Source organism: Cupriavidus sp. H39 (genome assembly GCF_050271075.1).
Lineage (GTDB): Bacteria > Pseudomonadota > Gammaproteobacteria > Burkholderiales > Burkholderiaceae > Cupriavidus > Cupriavidus necator_B.
In genome coordinates this window covers 818,902-835,863 of sequence record NZ_CP189846.1, presented here as the reverse complement: position 1 = coordinate 835,863, position 16,962 = coordinate 818,902, and the positions used below count along the sequence as shown (strand labels likewise).

At 69.5% G+C, this 16,962-nt stretch carries 18 protein-coding genes and 1 pseudogene; 15 read left to right on the top strand and 4 right to left on the bottom strand.

What is annotated here, in order from left to right; translation table 11 throughout:
- The first annotated feature begins 17 nt into the window (after window positions 1-17).
- The 3 genes from ACOCMH_RS04320 to ACOCMH_RS04310 are packed head-to-tail and all read left to right on the top strand — an operon-like array spanning window position 18 to window position 2,566.
- On the top strand, window positions 18-1,097 hold the full coding sequence (locus ACOCMH_RS04320; RefSeq protein ID WP_427307940.1) for an FkbM family methyltransferase: 1,080 nt from the start codon (window positions 18-20) through the stop codon (window positions 1,095-1,097).
- A 15-nt stretch (window positions 1,098-1,112) separates the two neighbouring features.
- On the top strand, window positions 1,113-1,922 hold the full coding sequence (locus ACOCMH_RS04315; RefSeq protein WP_427307939.1) for an NAD-dependent epimerase/dehydratase family protein: 810 nt from the start codon (window positions 1,113-1,115) through the stop codon (window positions 1,920-1,922).
- Complete coding sequence (locus ACOCMH_RS04310) at window positions 1,913-2,566, top strand: hypothetical protein (RefSeq protein WP_427307938.1); 654 nt, start codon at window positions 1,913-1,915, stop codon at window positions 2,564-2,566. The genes ACOCMH_RS04315 and ACOCMH_RS04310 overlap by 10 nt, the downstream gene beginning before the upstream one ends.
- Window positions 2,567-2,637: 71 nt before the next feature.
- Here the strand turns inward: ACOCMH_RS04310 and fliE are convergent, their stop codons facing one another.
- Window positions 2,638-2,961 (bottom strand): flagellar hook-basal body complex protein FliE, encoded by a 324-nt coding sequence (gene fliE, locus ACOCMH_RS04305; RefSeq protein ID WP_115214578.1) that lies wholly within the window; start codon window positions 2,959-2,961, stop codon window positions 2,638-2,640.
- Between the two features lie 406 nt (window positions 2,962-3,367).
- On the opposite strand from fliE, the gene fliF reads away from it, so the two are divergent.
- The 11 genes from fliF (at window position 3,368) to ACOCMH_RS04250 (ending at window position 12,693) form a co-directional block, all read left to right on the top strand.
- Window positions 3,368-5,071, top strand: a complete 1,704-nt coding sequence (fliF, locus tag ACOCMH_RS04300) for a flagellar basal-body MS-ring/collar protein FliF (RefSeq protein WP_427307937.1) — start codon at window positions 3,368-3,370, stop codon at window positions 5,069-5,071.
- Complete coding sequence (fliG, locus tag ACOCMH_RS04295; protein WP_115702290.1) at window positions 5,058-6,068, top strand: flagellar motor switch protein FliG; 1,011 nt, start codon at window positions 5,058-5,060, stop codon at window positions 6,066-6,068. The genes fliF and fliG overlap by 14 nt, the downstream gene beginning before the upstream one ends.
- Window positions 6,055-6,870 carry a flagellar assembly protein FliH gene (fliH, locus tag ACOCMH_RS04290; protein WP_427307936.1) on the top strand — a complete coding sequence of 272 codons (816 nt, stop codon included), beginning with the start codon at window positions 6,055-6,057 and terminating at the stop codon, window positions 6,868-6,870. Before fliG ends, fliH begins: the two co-directional genes overlap by 14 nt.
- On the top strand, window positions 6,863-8,353 hold the full coding sequence (fliI, locus tag ACOCMH_RS04285; RefSeq protein ID WP_427307935.1) for a flagellar protein export ATPase FliI: 1,491 nt from the start codon (window positions 6,863-6,865) through the stop codon (window positions 8,351-8,353). The genes fliH and fliI overlap by 8 nt, the downstream gene beginning before the upstream one ends.
- The gene (gene fliJ, locus ACOCMH_RS04280) at window positions 8,319-8,777 is read left to right on the top strand and encodes a flagellar export protein FliJ (RefSeq protein WP_427307934.1); all 459 of its coding nucleotides are present in this window, start codon (window positions 8,319-8,321) and stop codon (window positions 8,775-8,777) included. Before fliI ends, fliJ begins: the two co-directional genes overlap by 35 nt.
- A gap of 50 nt (window positions 8,778-8,827) precedes the next feature.
- A complete protein-coding gene (locus tag ACOCMH_RS04275; protein WP_427307933.1) occupies window positions 8,828-10,270 on the top strand; it encodes a flagellar hook-length control protein FliK in 1,443 nt (480 codons plus the stop codon).
- 194 nt (window positions 10,271-10,464) lie between these two features.
- Entirely contained in the window at window positions 10,465-10,641 is a 177-nt protein-coding gene (locus tag ACOCMH_RS04270) for a type II toxin-antitoxin system HicA family toxin (protein ID WP_427307932.1), read from the top strand.
- 43 nt (window positions 10,642-10,684) lie between these two features.
- Window positions 10,685-11,101: a type II toxin-antitoxin system HicB family antitoxin gene (locus ACOCMH_RS04265; protein ID WP_012356941.1), complete on the top strand. Its 417-nt coding sequence runs from the start codon at window positions 10,685-10,687 to the stop codon at window positions 11,099-11,101.
- A gap of 32 nt (window positions 11,102-11,133) precedes the next feature.
- Entirely contained in the window at window positions 11,134-11,796 is a 663-nt protein-coding gene (gene alkB, locus ACOCMH_RS04260) for a DNA oxidative demethylase AlkB (RefSeq protein ID WP_427307931.1), read from the top strand.
- Between the two features lie 84 nt (window positions 11,797-11,880).
- Window positions 11,881-12,369, top strand: a complete 489-nt coding sequence (locus ACOCMH_RS04255; protein ID WP_427307930.1) for a GFA family protein — start codon at window positions 11,881-11,883, stop codon at window positions 12,367-12,369.
- 66 nt (window positions 12,370-12,435) lie between these two features.
- Window positions 12,436-12,693: a hypothetical protein gene (locus tag ACOCMH_RS04250; protein WP_427307929.1), complete on the top strand. Its 258-nt coding sequence runs from the start codon at window positions 12,436-12,438 to the stop codon at window positions 12,691-12,693.
- A gap of 33 nt (window positions 12,694-12,726) precedes the next feature.
- Here the strand turns inward: ACOCMH_RS04250 and cysK are convergent, their stop codons facing one another.
- Window positions 12,727-13,644, bottom strand: coding sequence for a cysteine synthase A (gene cysK / locus ACOCMH_RS04245; protein ID WP_427307928.1), 918 nt, complete (start codon window positions 13,642-13,644; stop codon window positions 12,727-12,729).
- 186 nt (window positions 13,645-13,830) lie between these two features.
- Here cysK and ACOCMH_RS04240 point away from each other — a divergent pair.
- A pseudogene (locus ACOCMH_RS04240) lies at window positions 13,831-14,595 on the top strand (sulfite exporter TauE/SafE family protein).
- Window positions 14,596-14,610: 15 nt separating this feature from the next.
- On the opposite strand, the gene ACOCMH_RS04235 reads toward ACOCMH_RS04240, so the two are convergent.
- A complete protein-coding gene (locus ACOCMH_RS04235; RefSeq protein ID WP_427307927.1) occupies window positions 14,611-15,228 on the bottom strand; it encodes a DUF938 domain-containing protein in 618 nt (205 codons plus the stop codon).
- A gap of 97 nt (window positions 15,229-15,325) precedes the next feature.
- Entirely contained in the window at window positions 15,326-16,783 is a 1,458-nt protein-coding gene (locus tag ACOCMH_RS04230; RefSeq protein WP_427307926.1) for an alpha/beta hydrolase family protein, read from the bottom strand.
- Between the last annotated feature and the right edge of the window lie 179 nt (window positions 16,784-16,962).

Below are 16,962 nucleotides of genomic sequence, written 5' to 3'. Positions count from 1 at the left end.
CTATCCGCCGAGACACCATGAGCACCGAAGAACTCCAGAAACTTACCGCTGCGCTGCAGGCCGTGGCCGGCAACCACGCCGCCCGGGACAAGGTCATTGCGCTGTGCAAGGCCATCGAGCAGGATTTCGGCGACTACGCCGGCAGCGTGCGTGACGACATCACGGGCCCGATCGTAGACGCGCTGCACACCGAGGACACGCGCCTGCGCAAGACGCTTGCCGACGGCACCGTCTTCGAGTTCCTGTATCGCACCAAGATCGCGCGCGACTTCCTGATGAGTGCGCCGGAGCAGCCGGACCATGTGTGGGAGCCGCAGACTACCAAGCTGCTGCTGAGCCTGTGCGCGCAGGGCGGCCATGCCGTGGTGGGCGGCGCCTACTTCGGCGACCAGGTAGTGCTGATGGCGCGCCGCCTGGCGCAGGCCGGCGGCACTTGCCATGCATTCGAGCCCAATGCCGACCAGCTCGGCATGCTGCGTCGCAATGCCGAACTCAATGCCGTGGGCAATATCCGCAGTTGGCGCCTGGGGCTGTGGTCCGACAGCACTTCGCAGCTGCGGCTGGTGGGGCACGACTCGTTCGCCCATGCGGAGCACGCTGAATCCGGCGAGGCAGGGACGGAGTCGTCGAGCTTTGCCACCATCACCGTGGACGAATACTGCGCACAGCAAGGCATCGACAAGCTCGGCCTGATCATGCTCGATATCGAGGGCGCCGAGCTGAATGTGTTCCGCGGCGCCGCACGGCAACTGGCGCGCCCGGCCGGTGAGGCGCCCAACCTGGTGTTCGAAGTCCATCGCCACTATGTCGACTGGAGCCAGGGCTTGCAGAACGCCGAGATCGTGCGCGAGCTGTCAAACTACGGCTACCACGTCTATGCCGTGCGCGATTTCAATTCGAACGTGGACATGCAGGGCCGCCCGATCGAACTGGTGCCGGCGGACAACATCTACCTGGACGGCCCGCCGCACGGGTTCAACATGGTGGCGGTCAAGAACCCTGCGCTGCTGCGTTCGTCCGACTTCGCGGTCTGTCCTGGGGTCAGCCCCAAGCTGCTGTGGCATCGGGACCCGGCCCTGCACCACCCGATCCACTGAGTGCCGGTGGCAGCCATGCAATGTACCGTCATCGGCGGGGCCGGTTTTGTCGGCCGGCGGCTGGCCGACACGCTGCGCCGTGCCGGACGCAGCGTGTATGTCCCCGAGCGCGGGGATCCCGACCTGCTGGCGCGCGACCTGGGCCAGGTCTACTACTGCGCCGGCCTGACCGCCGACTACGCCGCGCGCCCGTTCGACACGGTGCAGGCGCATGTCGGGCTGCTTGCCGACGTGCTGCGCGCGGATCGCTTCGCTCACTTGGTCTACCTGTCATCGACGCGGCTCTACGACAGTGCCGCGTTGGCAGTGGGCGAAGAGGCCGCGCCGCTGACGCTCGATCCCGCCAACCCGCGGGCGCTCTATGACCTGTCGAAGGCCCTGGGCGAGAACCTGTGCCTGACGCAGGCACAGGGCCGCGCCGCCGTGGCGCGCCTGTCGTGCGTCTTTGACTGGGAAGACGGCGCGCCGGGCTTCCTGTCCGAGTGGTTGCAGCGCGCCGGGCGTGAGCGGGAATTCCGGCTGGAAACTGACGCGGCATTCGTGCGCGACTATATCCACCTGGACGACGTGGTGGCCGCGCTGGCCAGGCTGTGCGATAGCGCCGCCGCCGGCATCTTCAACGTCGCCAGCGGCGCCAATGTATCGAACGCCGAGCTGGCCGCAGTGTTTGCGCGGCGCGGCTGGTCGGTGGCGCTGGCGCGCTCGACCGCGCCGCAATCGGCACCGCTTTGCAGCGTGCAGCGGCTGCACGCCCTGAACGTGATCCCGCGCGACGTGCGCGACTTGGTGGACGCCCGGCTTGGAGAGATTCAGCAATGGAACTGATCGGACAATCCCGCGCAAGTCTGGCCGCCTACACCTGCGCCCAGGTCGGCGCCCTGGTGCCCGACGGGCAAGCCGGCGCCATGCTGCCGCTCATTGCGCGCAACCTCGATGAAGCGCTGCAACGCACGGGCCGCTGCATCGATGCGGTCAGGATGTGGAAGCCGGGCAGCTTCAACTACCTGCATTCCAGCCAATACTGCCAGTACCTTTATTACCTAGCCAATACGATCTGGCGCAACGAGCGCGACGCGCAGGCCTGCACGCGGCTGTTCCTGCTGAACAAGGCGCTCAACGGCATCGACCTGTTCTATGAGATCGAGATGCCGGAAGTGTTCTTTATCGGCCACTCCATCGGCATCGTGCTGGCCAAGGCCACCTACGGCAACTACCTGGTGCTCTACCAGAACTCGACGGTCGGCAAGAACCATGGTGCCGCGCCCGTCATCGGCGACGGCGTGGTGATGTACCCGAACTCTGCCATCATCGGGCGCAGCCAGGTGGGCGCGGGATCGGTGATCGCGCAGGGCGTCGGCGTGGTGAACCGGGACACGCCGGGCCATTGCCTGGTGTTTGCCGGCAACGGCGGCGACCTGGTCTGCAGGCCCGTGGCGCAGCCGGCGATTGAAGAATACTTCCGCGTCTGACGCGCCGGAATGCAAACGACCCCTGCCCGCAGGAGCGGTGCAGGGGTCGTTTGCCTTTCAGAGGACTGGCCCTACACCGCCATATTCATCATCTCCTGATACGCCGCCACCAGCCGGTTCCTCACCTGCACCCCGGTCTGGAACGACACGTTGGCCTTCTGCAGGTCGATCATCACGTCATTAAGCGCCACGCCGGGCTTACCCAGCTCGAACGCCTCGGCCTGGCCGTAGGCGCGCTCCTGCGCGGCGTTGATGCGGCCGAGCGAGCGTTGCAGCTCGCCGGCAAAGCCGCCGCCGACCGGCGCCGCGGACTGGCTGGCGGTGTTGCCCGAGGCAACCTGGGACATCCCGCGCAGTTGCTGCAGCATGCCCTCGATGGAAGAGATAGTGGTCATTTGGCTCGTCGTAGACCGGCGTACCGGCTCGGTTCGTCTTGTGGCGCGCCCCTTGCATCAGAGCCAGCCTGCCGGCAAGCAGGCCTCAGGCGGTTCGCACCCAGTTTCAGCCCCCGCAGAGTACCCGCCGCCGCCGCCGGCCCATGGACCGAAATCGGCCGGAAAACCCGGTCTATTCACCGGATTGTGCCGCTCAAGTCTGGCCGATCATTGCCACCGTGCCGGAGGAGCGCGGGCTGTCGACTCGTGCTGCCCCCGGAGATCACCAGACAACCATCGATTCGGGAGTACGCGTGTTTTCTCTGCAGCGTAATGTGAGCCGTGCCGTGAGCCGCGCCGACGACCAGGGCGGTCAGCATCGCCGGTGCCGCCGCGCGCCTCGCCGCGCCGGGTCCGGAGCACGCGCATGACCGCGGCCGTGGCACTGCCCGGGCGTCCGGCCGAAGTGCTGGAGCGCCTGAAGGCCAACCCGAAGCTGCCGCTGATGCTGGGCGGCGCGGCCCTGGCCGCCGCGATTGCGGTGGGCGTGCTGTGGTCGCGCGGCCCGGACTACAAGGTGCTGTACAGCAACCTGTCCGAGCGCGACGGCGGCGCGGTGCTGCAGTCGCTGCAGCAGATGAACGTGCCGTACAAGTTCGCCGAAGGCGGCGGCGCCGTGATGGTGCCGGCCGAGAAGGTGCACGAGACCCGCCTGCGGCTGGCCTCGCAAGGCCTGCCCAAGAGCGGCACGGCCGGCATGGAGCTGATGGACAACCAGAAGTTCGGCATCAGCCAGTTTGCCGAGCAGGTCAACTACCAGCGCGGGCTGGAAGGCGAGCTGGCGCGCTCGATCGAGTCGATCGCCGCGGTGCAGTCCGCGCGCGTGCACCTGGCCATCCCCAAGCCGACGCTGTTCGTGCGCGAGCGCCAGAAGCCGACCGCATCGATCGTGCTGCAGCTGTACCCGGGGCGCGCCATCGATGAGGGCCAGGTCGCGGCGATCAGCCACCTGGTGTCGTCGAGCGTGCCGGAACTGACGCCCAAGTCGATCTCGATTGTCGACCAGCACGGCAACCTGCTGTCGAACACCGGCAACGAGCGCATGCTCGACGCCACCCAGCTCAAGTACGTGCAGGCACTGGAGCAGAACTACCTGAAGCGCATCGAGGCGATCCTGACGCCGATCGTCGGCAAGGACAACGTGCGCGCGCAGGTCACCGCAGACGTCGATTTCTCCATCGTCGAGCACACCGACGAGAGCTACAAGCCCAACCAGGACCCGACCCGCACCGCGATCCGCAGCCAGCAGACCAGCGAATCGGCCCAGCAGGGCGCGACGCCCCCGGGCGGCGTGCCCGGCGCGCTGTCGAACCAGCCGCCCGCGGCCGCCGCCGCGCCCGTGACCACGCCGCAGACGCCGCGCGCGGGCCAGGCGCCGGGCCAGGCCGGCGCGCCGGCAGCGGGCCAGCCCGGGCAGGCCGCGCAGGGAGCCACGTCCACTGCAGCCAGCGGCCCGAGCAGCAACCGCCGCGATTCCACCGTCAACTATGAACTGGACCGCTCGGTGCGCCATGTGCAGCAGGCCCCGGGCGGCGTGCGCCGGCTGTCGGTGGCGGTGGTGGTCAACTACCGCCAGCAGGCCGATGCCAAGGGCAAGCTCGTGGCCGAGCCGCTGCCGCCGGCGCTGCTGGCGCAGATCCAGAACCTGACCAAGGAAGCGATGGGGTTTTCGGTCGACCGCGGCGACTCCATCAATGTGGTCAACAGCCCCTTCACTGCCGAGCGCGAGAAGGCCGAGCCCGAACTGCCGCTGTGGAAGCAGCCCGACATGATCGCACTGGGCAAGACCCTGGCCGGCTACCTGCTGCTGGCACTGCTGGCGCTGTTCGCGTGGTTCAAGGTGGCGCGCCCGATCCTGCGCCGCTACACCACGCCGCCGCTGCCCGCGCCCGAACCCCGGGACGAGACCGAGGCGGTACTGCTGCCGCCGGAAGAGCCGGCCAATCCGGAAATCCTGCGGCTTGCCGCCAAGTATGAAAGCGACCTCGCGCTGGTGCGCGACGCCGCCCAGCGCGACCCGCGCCTGGTCGCCAGCGTGATCAAGAACTGGATTAGCCATGACAACCGCTAAGGGCATCTCTGAATCCGGCCTGCAGAAGAGCGCGGTGCTGATGATGGCGATCGGCGAGGATGCCGCCGCCGAGGTGTTCAAGCACCTGTCGCAGCGTGAAGTGCAGGAGCTGGGCTCGGCCATGGCCACGCTCAGCTCGGTCACGCGCGAGGAAATGGCCGAGGTGCTGGGCGAGTTCCGCGCCGAGACCGAGCAATACCTGGCGCTGAACGTCGACTCCGGCGCGTTTATCCGCAGCGTGCTGAACAAGGCGCTGGGCGAGGAGCGCGCGCAGTCGGTGATCGAGGACATCCTGGAGTCGCGCGATCCGGGCGGCGGCATCGACTCGCTCAACTGGATGGATGCCACGGCGATCGCCGAGCTGATCCGCGACGAGCACCCGCAGATCATCGCCACCATCCTGATCCACCTGGATCGCCAGAAGTCGTCCGAGGTGCTGGGGCTGTTCACCGACCGCCTGCGCAACGACGTGATCCTGCGCATTGCCACCTTCGGCGGCGTGCAGCCGGGCGCGCTGCAGGAACTGACCGACGTGCTGACCAAGCTGCTGGCGGGCCAGAGCCTGAAGCGCAGCCGCATGGGCGGCGTGCGTACCGCGGCCGAGATCATCAACCTGATGAGCACCGCGCACGAAGAGGCCGTGATCGACGGCGTGCGCCTGCACGACGGCGACCTGGCGCAGAAGATCATCGACGAGATGTTCCTGTTCGAGAACCTGCTCGAGGTCGACGACCGCGGCATCCAGCGCGTGCTCAAGGAAATCGCCACCGAGTCGCTGATCGTCGCGCTCAAGGGCGCGCCGCAGGAACTGCGCGACAAGTTCATCCGCAACATGTCCACCCGCGCCGGCGAGATGCTGCGCGAGGACCTGGACGCGCTGGGCCCGGTGCGCGTGTCGCAGGTCGAGGCCGAGCAGAAGGCCATCCTGCAGGTGGTAAGGCGCCTGGCGGATGCGGGCGAAGTGCAGATCGGCGGAGGCGACGATGCCTATGTCTGAGGCAGACCCCGAGCGCGGGAGCGCGCGCCGCGCGTCGGGCGCGGATTCGCTCTCGTCCCTGGCCGGCCACGGCGCGGCCGCCGGTACGGGCGGCTTCGCGCCGTTCGAGCCGCCGCGCCGTGCGCGTGGCGGTGCCGCCGGCTGGCAGCGCTGGCAGATGGGCTCGCTCGATTCCCGGCATGCGGAGCCGCCCGAGGCCCTGGCCGCCATGCCGGCCGAACCCGCACCGCCGCCGATCGATTTTGCCGCCCTCGACGCGATGCGCGAAGGCGCGCGCAAGGAAGGTTATGCCCAGGGCTACACCCAGGGCCAGACCCAGGGCTACGGGGACGGCCACCGCGAAGGCTATGCGCGCGGCCTCGAAGCCGCCCGCAACGAAGCCGCGCAGCTGCAGGCGCTGGCCAGCAATTTCCGCGTCGCGCTCGGCAGCGTTGATGACGAAGTCGCGCGCGCGCTGGTGTCGCTGGCGCTGGACGTGGCGCGACAACTGGTGCGCGCGACGCTGGCGCAAGACCCAGCGGCCTTGCTGCCGGCGGTGCGCGAGCTGCTGACCAGCGAACCGGCGCTGTCCGGATCGCCCAGCCTGCTGCTGCATCCCGACGACGTGGCACTGGTCGAGACCCACCTGCAAGGCGAACTCGCCGCCGCCGGCTGGACCGTGCGCGCCGATCCGTCGGTGGCGCGTGGCGGCTGCATCGCCAGCGCCGCCAGCGGCGAGCGCGATGCCACGCTGCCCACGCGCTGGACCCGCGTGGTCAAGGCACTGGGCCGCGATGACCCGTGGGAGCCGCCACATGCCTGATAGCGCGCAAGCCACGGCCACCCCCGCAGCGGACGCGCCGCAGGCCCACACGCAACGCTGGATCGGCGCGCTCAACGGCGCCGCGGCCGGCATCGCCGGGCTCGACAGCAAGCGCAGCTGCGGCCGCCTGACGCGCGCCGCGGGGCTGGTGCTGGAAGCCGTGGGCCTGCGCCTGCCGGTGGGCAGCGATTGCCTGATCGAGCTGCCGGCCGGACAGTTCACCACCGACAGCAACGCCCCGCGCACCGCGGAAGCGGAAGTGGTCGGCTTTGGCGCCGACCGCCTCTACCTGATGCCGCAATCCGACGTGGTGGGCCTGCTGCCCGGCGCGCGTGTCTATCCGCTGGAACCGTCGCCGCAACCGGCTGGCGCCACCGCGCCGCGCGAGCCAGGCTCCAAGCGCCTGCCGGTCGGCCCCGGCCTGCTGGGCCGCGTGCTGGATGCGGCCGGCCGCCCGCTCGACGGGCTCGGCTCGCTTGCCGCGGCGATGGAAGTGCCGCTGGCCGGCGAGCAGATCAACCCGCTGATGCGCGCGCCGATCGAAACCGTGCTCGACACCGGCGTGCGCGCGATCAACGGCATGCTGACCGTCGGCCGCGGCCAGCGCATGGGCCTGTTCGCGGGCTCGGGCGTGGGCAAGAGCGTGCTGCTCGGCATGATGGCGCGCTACACCAGCGCCGACGTGATCGTGGTCGGGCTGATCGGCGAACGCGGGCGCGAGGTGAAGGAATTCATCGAGAACATCCTCGGCCCCGAGGGCCGTGCGCGTTCGGTGGTGGTGGCTGCCCCCGCGGATTGCTCGCCGCTGCTGCGCATGCAGGGCGCCGCCTATGCGACGCGGCTGGCCGAGTATTTCCGCGACCAGGGCCAGCACGTGCTGCTGATCATGGATTCGCTGACGCGCTACGCCATGGCCCAGCGCGAGATTGCGCTGGCGATCGGCGAGCCGCCGGCGACCAAGGGCTATCCGCCGTCGGTCTTCGCCAAGCTGCCGACGCTGGTCGAGCGCACCGGTAACGGCCCCGAGGGCGGCGGCTCGATCACCGCCTTCTACACCGTGCTGACCGAAGGCGACGACCAGCAGGACCCGATCGCCGATTCCGCGCGCGCCATCCTCGATGGCCATATCGTGCTGTCGCGCAGCCTGGCCGAAGCCGGCCACTATCCGGCCATCGACGTCGAGGCCTCGATCAGCCGTGCCATGACGGCGCTGATCCCGAACGAGCAGTTTGGCTCGGTGCGCCGCTTCAAGCAGCTGATGTCGCGCTACCAGCGCAACCGCGACCTGATCAGCGTGGGCGCCTACGTGCCCGGCAATGACCCGGAGCTGGACCTGGCGATCCAGCTGCATCCGCGCATGGAAGCCTTCCTGCAGCAGGATATCCACGAGCGCGCCGGCTACGCCGACGCCATCGCCGCGCTGCACCGCCTCTTCGACAGGAGTGAACATGCTCAAGCATTCACCGCTCAACACGCTGGCTGACCTGGCCCAGACCGATACCGACACCGCCGCGCGCGAACTGGGGCGGCTGCAGGGCCTGCGCACGCAGGCGGAGCTGCAGCTCAACCAGCTGACGCAGTATCGCCAGGAATACCGCGAGCGCATGCAGGCGGTGGCGGCGCAAGGCATGAGCTCAAGCCGCTGGCAGGATTTCTCGCGCTTCCTGGATTCGCTGGACCAGGCCATCCGCCAGCAGGGCGTGGCGCTGGCCAAGGCCGAGGCCGACCTGCTGGCCGGCCGCAGCCGCTGGCAGCACCAGAAGCGCCGCCTGAACTCGTTCGACACGCTGATCGCGCGCGCCGAAGCGAAGCACGAGCAGATTGCCGCCCGCCGCGAACAGCGCGCCAACGACGAATACGCCGCGCGCCTGGCCCGTACCACGGCCGGCCGCCTGAGCGAAGCCTGAACAACGCCTGGGCGCAAGCCATCCGCCAGGCCACATCGTAGCGAACACCCATGATCGATATCAGCCAGATTGTCAGCAGCGCCGCCAATGCGGTCGAAGGTGCCCGGCGCGCGACGGCCGACGCCGCCACCAGCGGCTTCCGCGACGCGCTGTCGAACGCCCGCGACAGCCACCAGGCCGCCGCACCGGCGCCCGCCGCCAGGGAGACCGTGGCGCGCGACAAGCCCGCCGCGCGCCCGGCTGCCGCGCCGGCAGACGCCGGCAAGCCCCAGCCCGCCGCCGCCACCGGCAAGAAGCCCGCTGCTGAAGACCAGGACCAGGATCAGGATAAGGAAGACGCCGCCGCGGCAACGCCGACGGAAGCAGCCGCCGCCGCATTGGCGCTGATGCTGCCCGCCGTCGCACCGGCGCCCCCCGCCGCCACGCCAGCCGGCACGGCAGGCGCTGCAGTGGCCGGCATGGCCGGCACCGGCAGTGCCGCGGCATTGCAGGCGGCGCTGAGCGGCACCGCCACGCCCGACACCACCGCGCAAACCCAGGCCGACGCAGGCACCACGACCGACACGGCCGCCGGCACGGCCTTGCCCGACGCGTTGCAGACGGCCTCCGCCGACGCCCGCCCGGCGCAGCCTTCGGTCGCCGACACGCTGGCCACCATCGCCTCGCAGCGCGCGGCGATGCAGCCCGGCGGCAGCGCCGGCACCGACGCCAAAGCCCCGGCCACGCAGACCGTTGCGGGCGCCGCGCTGGCACGCCCGCAAGCGGACCTGCCCGGCCAGGATGCCGGCGCATCGGCAGGCGGATCGGGACATCGACCTGACAGCGGCCTTGGCCAGCAAAGCGGCGACCCGCTCGCCGCCGGCACGGCCGCGCCCGAGGCCCGGTCCGCGGCCACCGCGTTCGCCGCCGCGCAGGCGGCCGCACGCGCTGGCGAGACCACCGCGGCCAGCCCCGTCGGCACCCCGGCGCTGGCCGCCACGCTGGCCGGCCAGCCCACCCCGGCCGCTGCCGCCGCTGCCGCCAGCCGGCCGGTGGTCGCACCCCCGCTGTACGACAGCCAGTGGCCGCAGGCCCTGGGCCAGCAGATGATCCGCCTCGGCACGCAAGGCCAGCAAAGCGCCGAGCTGCAGCTGAACCCGCCCGACCTGGGACCGCTGAAGGTGGTGCTCAACGTGGTCAACGACCAGGCCCAGGCGCAATTCGTCTCGCCGCACCAGGCCGTGCGCGCCGCGGTCGAGGCCGCGCTGCCGCACCTGCGCACCGCGCTGTCGGAAAACGGCATCCAGCTGGGACACACCTCGGTGGGCGCCGATGGCTTTGCCGGCCAGGCAGGCAACGGCAACGGGCAGCAACAGCAGGCGCCGGGGCAAGGGCGCGGACAAGCCGGCTTTGGTGGCGCTGCGATAGCGGCGGCAGAGCCGGTGCCAGCGGCAGGTGCTACGGCACGGCCCGCGCGCGTGCTGGGGCGGGGGGAGATTGATACGTTTGCGTAAAGGACTCCGTCGCGCGAATTTGTTTCGCGGCCGGACAAGAGAGCAAGGCCGCCTCAAGGGCGGCCTTGTCATATCAGAAGTGACCAAGCATGGAAGCCCGGATACTTTGCTGCAACAAGAATGGACGTATTGCTGCTAGAATACATAAACATTTTTGCTTACCCTGAATCCCGCTGAGCGACAGGAGGTTTCGGGTGAAGCAAAGTGAATTTCGGCGATGGCTTGCCGGACAAGGCGCGACGTTCAGCGAAGGGGCAAAGCACATCAGGGTGTATCTCAATGGCAGGCAGTCGACTTTGCCGAGGCATCCCAGCCATGAAATCGGCGAGGGGCTGCGCAAGGCGATCCTCAAGCAACTCGGCCTGTCGTAAGCCTGCAAGACGTACCCGCCCCTTTCGCCAAAGGAGTTTCAATATGCTGCGTTTTCCCGCCAACATCGTCCCCGACGGCGATGGCTTTGCGGTCTCGTTTCCCGATATCCCCGAAGCCCTGACCAGCGGCGCCACTATCGAGCAGGCCCGGGAGATGGCCGCCGATGCGCTTGCCACGGCCATGGAGTTCTATTTCGAGGATGGCCGCCCGGTGCCGCTGCCGTCGAAGGCCGGACGCGGACAGCATCTGGTAGAGCTGCCGGCAAGCATGTCGGCAAAGGTGCTGCTGCTCAACGAGATGATCGCACAGGGGGTCACGCAGGCGGAGCTGGCACGCCGGCTGCACACTCGCAAGCAAGAAGTGCAGCGCATCGTCAACCTCGATCATGCGACCAAGATCGACACGATCGAAGCCGCGTTCCGGGCGCTGGGCAAGCGGCTGGAACTGAAGGTCGCCTGAACCCGCCTGGCCTCGGCAGCACCCTCCCCACCATGACGTTCGACCTGTTCGACGACCTGCCCGAAGACAGCGCCGCCACCCTCGCCATCGAACCTCTCGCCGACGGCGCCGCCGTGCTGCGCGGCGCGGCGCGGGCAAATGCCGAAGTGCTGCTCGTCGACGCGCAAACCATCGTGGCCCTGGCCCCGTGGCGGCACATGGTCACCCCCGGCGGCCTGAAGATGTCGGTGGCGATGACCAACTGCGGCGCGCTCGGCTGGGTCTCCGACGCACGCGGCTATCGCTATGACCCGGTCGATCCGCTGAGCGGACACGCATGGCCCGAAATGCCCGCGAGTTTCCGCGCGCTGGCCGCGAACGCGGCGGCGCAGGCGGGCTATGCCGGCTTTGCGCCGGATGCCTGCCTGATCAACCGCTATGTGCCGGGCACCCGGCTGTCGCTGCACCAGGACCGCGACGAGCGCGATTTGAGCGCGCCCATCGTTTCGGTGTCGCTGGGGCTGCCGGCGGTGTTCCTGTTCGGCGGCATGCGCCGTGCCGACAAGCCGCAGCGGGTACGGCTGGCGCATGGCGACGTGGTGGTATGGGGCGGGCCATCGCGGCTGGCGTTCCACGGCGTGGCGCCGCTGGCCGATGGCGACCATCCGCTGCTGGGGTCATTGCGCATCAATCTCACATTCCGCAAGGCGCAGTAGGTTCCTGCCCGGCCTTGGCACTTTTGCCGGCGGTTTTCTACAGTCAATGGACTGTCATGAACGCCAACGTGCAAAGGCCCCTCCATGCATCTCGACGGCTCCTGCCATTGCGGCGCGGTTCACTTCTCGCTCGAAGCCGATTCGCCCTGCCCTTACATGCATTGCCATTGCTCGATCTGCCGCAAGACGGCGGGCGGCGGCGGCTATGCCATCAACATCGGCGGTGATGCCGCCACGCTGCGCGTGCGCGGGCGCAAGCACCTCGGGGTCTACCACGCGGTGCTGCGCGAACCCGGCAAGCGCGCGCGGCGCTCGCCGGCACAGCGGCATTTCTGCGTGAAGTGCGGCAGCGCGCTGTGGCTGTGGGATCCGCGCTGGCCTGAACTGCTGTATCCCCATGCCTCGGCCATCGATACGCCGCTGCCGCGCCCGCCGGAGGTGGTGGAGGCCTCGCTGGAATCGGTGGCGCCCTGGGTCGACGTGCCCAAGGGGAAGGGCCATGTGCACTGCGACACGTGGCCGGAGGAATCGCTGGCGGACTGGCACAAGCGGCACGGCCTGTTGTCGCGCTGAATGGCGTGCCGGCGCGATATGAACGTTTTCACCGAGAGATCTTAGTCTTTCTTCCGGACGCGGCCATTGCAAACGGTTTGGGCGCCGTGGCTGTTCCCGTTCATGAACGTCTATGGCATGCTCGGCACGGTGCGCGGCGGCGGCGACATCGGCATCCGCTTTTCTATTGCGCCCAAGCCGGGCGACCTGCCCTCGGCGCACTGGCTGCCAAACGCCGGCATCGGCTACCGCTTCGAGTTCAAGCCGCGCGTCAACGTGCGCCTCGATGCCGGCTTCGGCCGGCGCACGCGCGGGGCCTACTTCCAGATCAACGAAGCGTTCTGAGCGCCCCGCGCCGATGGCCGGGCGCTCAGGCGCTTACGCGGGCAGGAACCCTTCGACCGTCAGGTAGCGCTCGCCGGTGTCGTAGTTGAAGCCCAGCACGCGCGCGTTGGCGGGCAGTTCGGGCAGCTTCTGCGCGATCGCCGCCAGGGTGGCGCCCGACGAGATCCCGACCAGGATGCCTTCCTCGCGTGCGCAGCGGCGCGCCATCTCGCGCGCGGGCTCGGCGTCGACCTGGATCACGCCGTCAAGCAATGCGGTATCGAGGTTCTTCGGGATAAAACCCGCGCCGATGCCCTGGATCGGATGCGGCGCCGGTGCGCCGCCGGAGATCACCGGGGACGCCACCGGCTCGACGCCGAACACCTTAAGCCGCGGCCATTTTTCCTTGAGCACCCTGGCGCAACCGGTCAGGTGGCCGCCGGTGCCGACACCGGTGATCAGCGCGTCCAGCCCTTCGGGGAAATCGTTCAGGATCTCCTGCGCGGTGGTGCGCGCGTGCACGTCGACATTGGCCGGGTTCTCGAATTGCTGCGGCATCCATGCGCCCGGGGTGGCGGCGACCAGTTCCTCGGCGCGCGCGATCGCGCCCTTCATGCCTTTCTCGCGCGGGGTCAGGTCGAAGGTGGCGCCATAGGCCAGCATCAGGCGGCGGCGCTCCACCGACATGCTGTCCGGCATCACCAGCACCAGCTTATAGCCCTTGACCGCGGCCACCATGGCCAGGCCGATGCCGGTGTTGCCCGAGGTCGGCTCGATGATGGTGCCGCCGGGCTTGAGCACGCCGCGGCGTTCGGCGTCCTCCACCATCGCCAGCGCGATGCGGTCCTTGATCGAGGCACCCGGGTTGCTGCGCTCGGATTTGATCCAGACTTCATGGCCGTTGCCGAACAGCCGGTTGATGCGGATATGCGGGGTATTGCCGATCGTCTGCAGGATGTTCTGGACCTTCATCGTGTTCTCCGTGGCGGGTGCGATGCGGCAGGGCCCGGCAGGGCCGCGCAGCGCAGGATCGAATGACCCCGCCGATTTTAGTGCAAAGCGCCTCGCCGGGCCGCTCGCGTATGATTGAGGCCGCCGCGCCTTGCCCCCCGCTTGCTCCGGAACCCGGCCTGAATCCCGCATTGCTCCCCTGCCCTGATGCCTGACCACGTGCTGCTGCCCTCTCTGCTGATCTTCGGACTGGGTGGTTTGCTCGGCGCGGTGGGCGGGCTGTTCGGCATCGGCGGCGGGCTGATCGCGATTCCGGCGCTGGGGCTGCTGTTCGGCATGGACCAGCAGCTGGCGCAGGGCACCGCGCTGGTGATGATCGCGCCCAATGTGCTGATCGGCTTCTGGCAGTACCGCAAGCGCGCCGACATTGCGCTGCGCACGGCGGTGGTGCTCGGGTTGTCGGCGGTGCTGGCGACCTAGCTGGCGGCGCGCGCGGCCACCGCGATGGACGCGCAGCTGCTGCGGCGCATCTTTGCGCTGTTCATGATCGGCATGGCGCTGTACTTCCTGTGGCGGCTGCTGCCGGGGCGCGCGGTGACGGCGCAACAGGCCCGCCTCTCGCCACGCTGGATACCGCTGGTGGGCGTGGTCGGCGGCTTGTTCTCCGGCTTCTTCAGCGTGGGCGGCGGCGTGGTGGCCGCGCCGGCGCTGGTCGGCCTGTTCGGGCTGCGCCAGGCGGCGGCACAGGGCCTGGCGCTGGCGCTGGTGACGCCCGGCGCGGTGGTGGCGCTGGCCACCTATGCCCATGCCGGCCACGTCGACTGGGCCAGCGGCATTCCGCTGTCGCTGGGCGGCATGCTGACCATCTCATGGGGCGTGGCGCTGGCGCACCGGATGCCCGAGCGCCACCTGCGCGCGTGGTTCGCGGTATGCCTGATCGCCACTGCGGTGGTGTTGCTGATGCGCGGCTGAAGCCTGCGCGGGGCGCTATTTGCGCAGCACCAGGCAGAAGTTGTTGGCCGGCATCGGCACCGGGGCATCGCAGCGCAGGCCCTGCGCCGCGCCCAGCGCGATCACGGCTTCCATGTCGCGCACGCCCCAGTCGGGGTCGGTGGCGCGCAGCTGCGCGTCGAAGGCGGCGTTGCTGGGCGCGGTGTGCGCGCCGCCGCGGCGATAAGGGCCGTACAGGAACAGCACGCCGCCGGGACCGAGCAGCTTGCCGGCGCCCGCGAACAGCGCCTCGGCCGCGGCCCACGGGGCGATATGGATCATGTTGATGCAGACCACCGCGTCTGCGGCGTCGATGCCCCACGGCTGGCGGCAGACATCCAGCGCCAGCGGCGCGCGCACATTGGCCAGCCCGGCGTGCGCGGTCCAGGCGGCGATCGACGCGCGCGCGGCCTCGTCCGGATCGCTCGGCTGCCAGGTCAGCCCCGGCAGCGCCGCGGCAAAGTGCACGGCATGCTGCCCGGTGCCGCTGGCGATTTCCAGCACCGTGCCGCGGGCGGGCAGCACCTGGCGCAGCACGGCGAGGATGGGTTCGCGGTTGCGTTCGGTGGCGGGCGCCATGCGGCGCGCGTCGGGGTCGTGGGTCGGTCCGGTCATGATGGCAGGCGCAGGCGGGAGCAAGGGAATGGGCCCTAGCGTAGCAGAATCGGCGCGCGGCCCGGCCGCGCGCCGCGTTGCCGATCCGCTTTGGCGATCAGCCGGGCGTGCACGGGAACGCCTGCGCCACCGAGGGCCGCAGCGCCGCCGTGGTCGGGCTTTCCTCGCCGCTCACCAGCGTGTTGTCGGTGAACTTGCAGCCGTAGGCGGGGCTGGCCACGGTGGCGGCGTCCAGCACGTCGTCGCCGGCCGGCTTCACGCCGTTCTGCTCCCAGTTGACCATGTCGTCGAAGGCCCTGGCCTGTTCGGCCACGGTGAAGTCGCAATGGCTCACGCCGCGGATGGCGCGCTGCACCAGCCATTGCGCGGTGCCGTTGGCATCGGCGCGGCGCTTGTAGATCTGCTCCATGCTGAACGGCACGTACATGTCGCCCAGCGTATGCAGCGTCACCACCGGCACGCCGATGCGCGCATTGGTCCGGGGAATCCAGCGCAGGCCGTCGCTGCGCGGGCGATTGGCGTCGGCGCTGCCGGTCACGCGGAAGATGCCCGCGTTGAACGACTGCTCCGCCGGCGACTGCCCCGGGTCATTGTCGAACTGGAAAGTAATGCCGGTGGTGTTGACCACGTTCTGCGTCAGGATGCCGTTGACCGTGCCGTCCTGGCCGAAGGTGCTCCACACCGCGTCCTGCAGCGCCTGCGCGCCCGGACCGCCGAAGCCCCAGTCGAACAATGGCCGCTGCCCGCCGGTCAGGTTGCGCACGATCGCCTTGAGGGTATCGCCCTGCGCCGTGGTCTGGCCGGGGTAAGTGGTGAACAGCGCCGCGCGCACTGCCGGGGCAACCTGCGCCCAGCTGGCCGCCGGCCACGCCGTCACCGGATAGCCGGCCAGTTGCTGGGCCGCGGTCTGGTAGGCGCCGAAATAATTGAACAGCTCGGTATCGCCCAGCACGCCGCACATCGGCACCGCGCCGTGGTAACGCACCTTGTGATTGGCGGCCTGGATGTTCTCGTCATCGACCGCGGCGGCCGAGACATGGCCGCCCATCGAATGGCCGATGATGTAGGTGCGCGCCGGCGCCGCCAGCGTGCGCCCGTTCTGCGCGGCAATGCGGGTGAAGACCAGCGCCAGCGCGTTGGTGTCTTCCAGGCCGGCGCGCACGTCATAGTAGTTCTTTGCGTAGCTCGATGCGGCCCAGGCGTAGCCGTTCTCCAGCAGGTGCCGGCGGATGCTGGGCAAAGTCACCGCCAGCGCCGCGCCGGTGCCCGCATAGCCGTGCGCGTACATCACCAGCCGGCCGTTCCAGTTCTTCGGCACTTCGATACGGTAGCCCGCGCCGTCCTGCACGCCCCACCAGCGGTCCGCATCGGGCGCGCCGGCCAGCGCCGCGAACGGCAGCGTGGCCGCATCCATGGTGAAAGCGCGGTCGTCCTGCGGCCGCTTCTCTTCGGCCTGCGGCGGATTCTGCGCCGGCGCATCATCGTCGCCGCCGCAGCCGTACAGCAGCGTGGCGGCGAGGCACAGCATCGCGGCTTTCCCGACAGTTCGTTTCATGCCCTGGTCTCCTTTGTTATGCGGATCTTGTTGTCCTGGCGGATGACGCGCCGGCAGCGAAGTGCCGTGGCCGACGCCCCCACCACTGTAGGACACGGCGGCGCATCCCGCATGGAGGCAATCCTCGGCACACTGCGACGCTTGCAACGGATGCGGGTTACCCCGGCTCGCGTGAACCG

Excerpts from the sequence above, each read along its gene's own strand:
- ACOCMH_RS04235 (WP_427307927.1), bottom strand. The coding sequence starts at position 15,228 with ATGACCGGACCGACCCACGACCCCGACGCGCGCCGCATGGCGCCCGCC.
- cysK (WP_427307928.1), bottom strand. The coding sequence starts at position 13,644 with ATGAAGGTCCAGAACATCCTGCAGACGATCGGCAATACCCCGCATATC.
- alkB (WP_427307931.1), top strand. The coding sequence starts at position 11,134 with ATGACGTTCGACCTGTTCGACGACCTGCCCGAAGACAGCGCCGCCACC.
- fliH (WP_427307936.1), top strand. The coding sequence starts at position 6,055 with ATGCCTATGTCTGAGGCAGACCCCGAGCGCGGGAGCGCGCGCCGCGCG.
- fliI (WP_427307935.1), top strand. The coding sequence starts at position 6,863 with ATGCCTGATAGCGCGCAAGCCACGGCCACCCCCGCAGCGGACGCGCCG.
- ACOCMH_RS04255 (WP_427307930.1), top strand. The coding sequence starts at position 11,881 with ATGCATCTCGACGGCTCCTGCCATTGCGGCGCGGTTCACTTCTCGCTC.
- ACOCMH_RS04315 (WP_427307939.1), top strand. The coding sequence starts at position 1,113 with ATGCAATGTACCGTCATCGGCGGGGCCGGTTTTGTCGGCCGGCGGCTG.
- ACOCMH_RS04275 (WP_427307933.1), top strand. The coding sequence starts at position 8,828 with ATGATCGATATCAGCCAGATTGTCAGCAGCGCCGCCAATGCGGTCGAA.
- fliF (WP_427307937.1), top strand. The coding sequence starts at position 3,368 with ATGACCGCGGCCGTGGCACTGCCCGGGCGTCCGGCCGAAGTGCTGGAG.
- ACOCMH_RS04310 (WP_427307938.1), top strand. The coding sequence starts at position 1,913 with ATGGAACTGATCGGACAATCCCGCGCAAGTCTGGCCGCCTACACCTGC.
- ACOCMH_RS04320 (WP_427307940.1), top strand. The coding sequence starts at position 18 with ATGAGCACCGAAGAACTCCAGAAACTTACCGCTGCGCTGCAGGCCGTG.
- fliE (WP_115214578.1), bottom strand. The coding sequence starts at position 2,961 with ATGACCACTATCTCTTCCATCGAGGGCATGCTGCAGCAACTGCGCGGG.
- fliG (WP_115702290.1), top strand. The coding sequence starts at position 5,058 with ATGACAACCGCTAAGGGCATCTCTGAATCCGGCCTGCAGAAGAGCGCG.
- ACOCMH_RS04265 (WP_012356941.1), top strand. The coding sequence starts at position 10,685 with ATGCTGCGTTTTCCCGCCAACATCGTCCCCGACGGCGATGGCTTTGCG.
- ACOCMH_RS04230 (WP_427307926.1), bottom strand. The coding sequence starts at position 16,783 with ATGAAACGAACTGTCGGGAAAGCCGCGATGCTGTGCCTCGCCGCCACG.
- fliJ (WP_427307934.1), top strand. The coding sequence starts at position 8,319 with ATGCTCAAGCATTCACCGCTCAACACGCTGGCTGACCTGGCCCAGACC.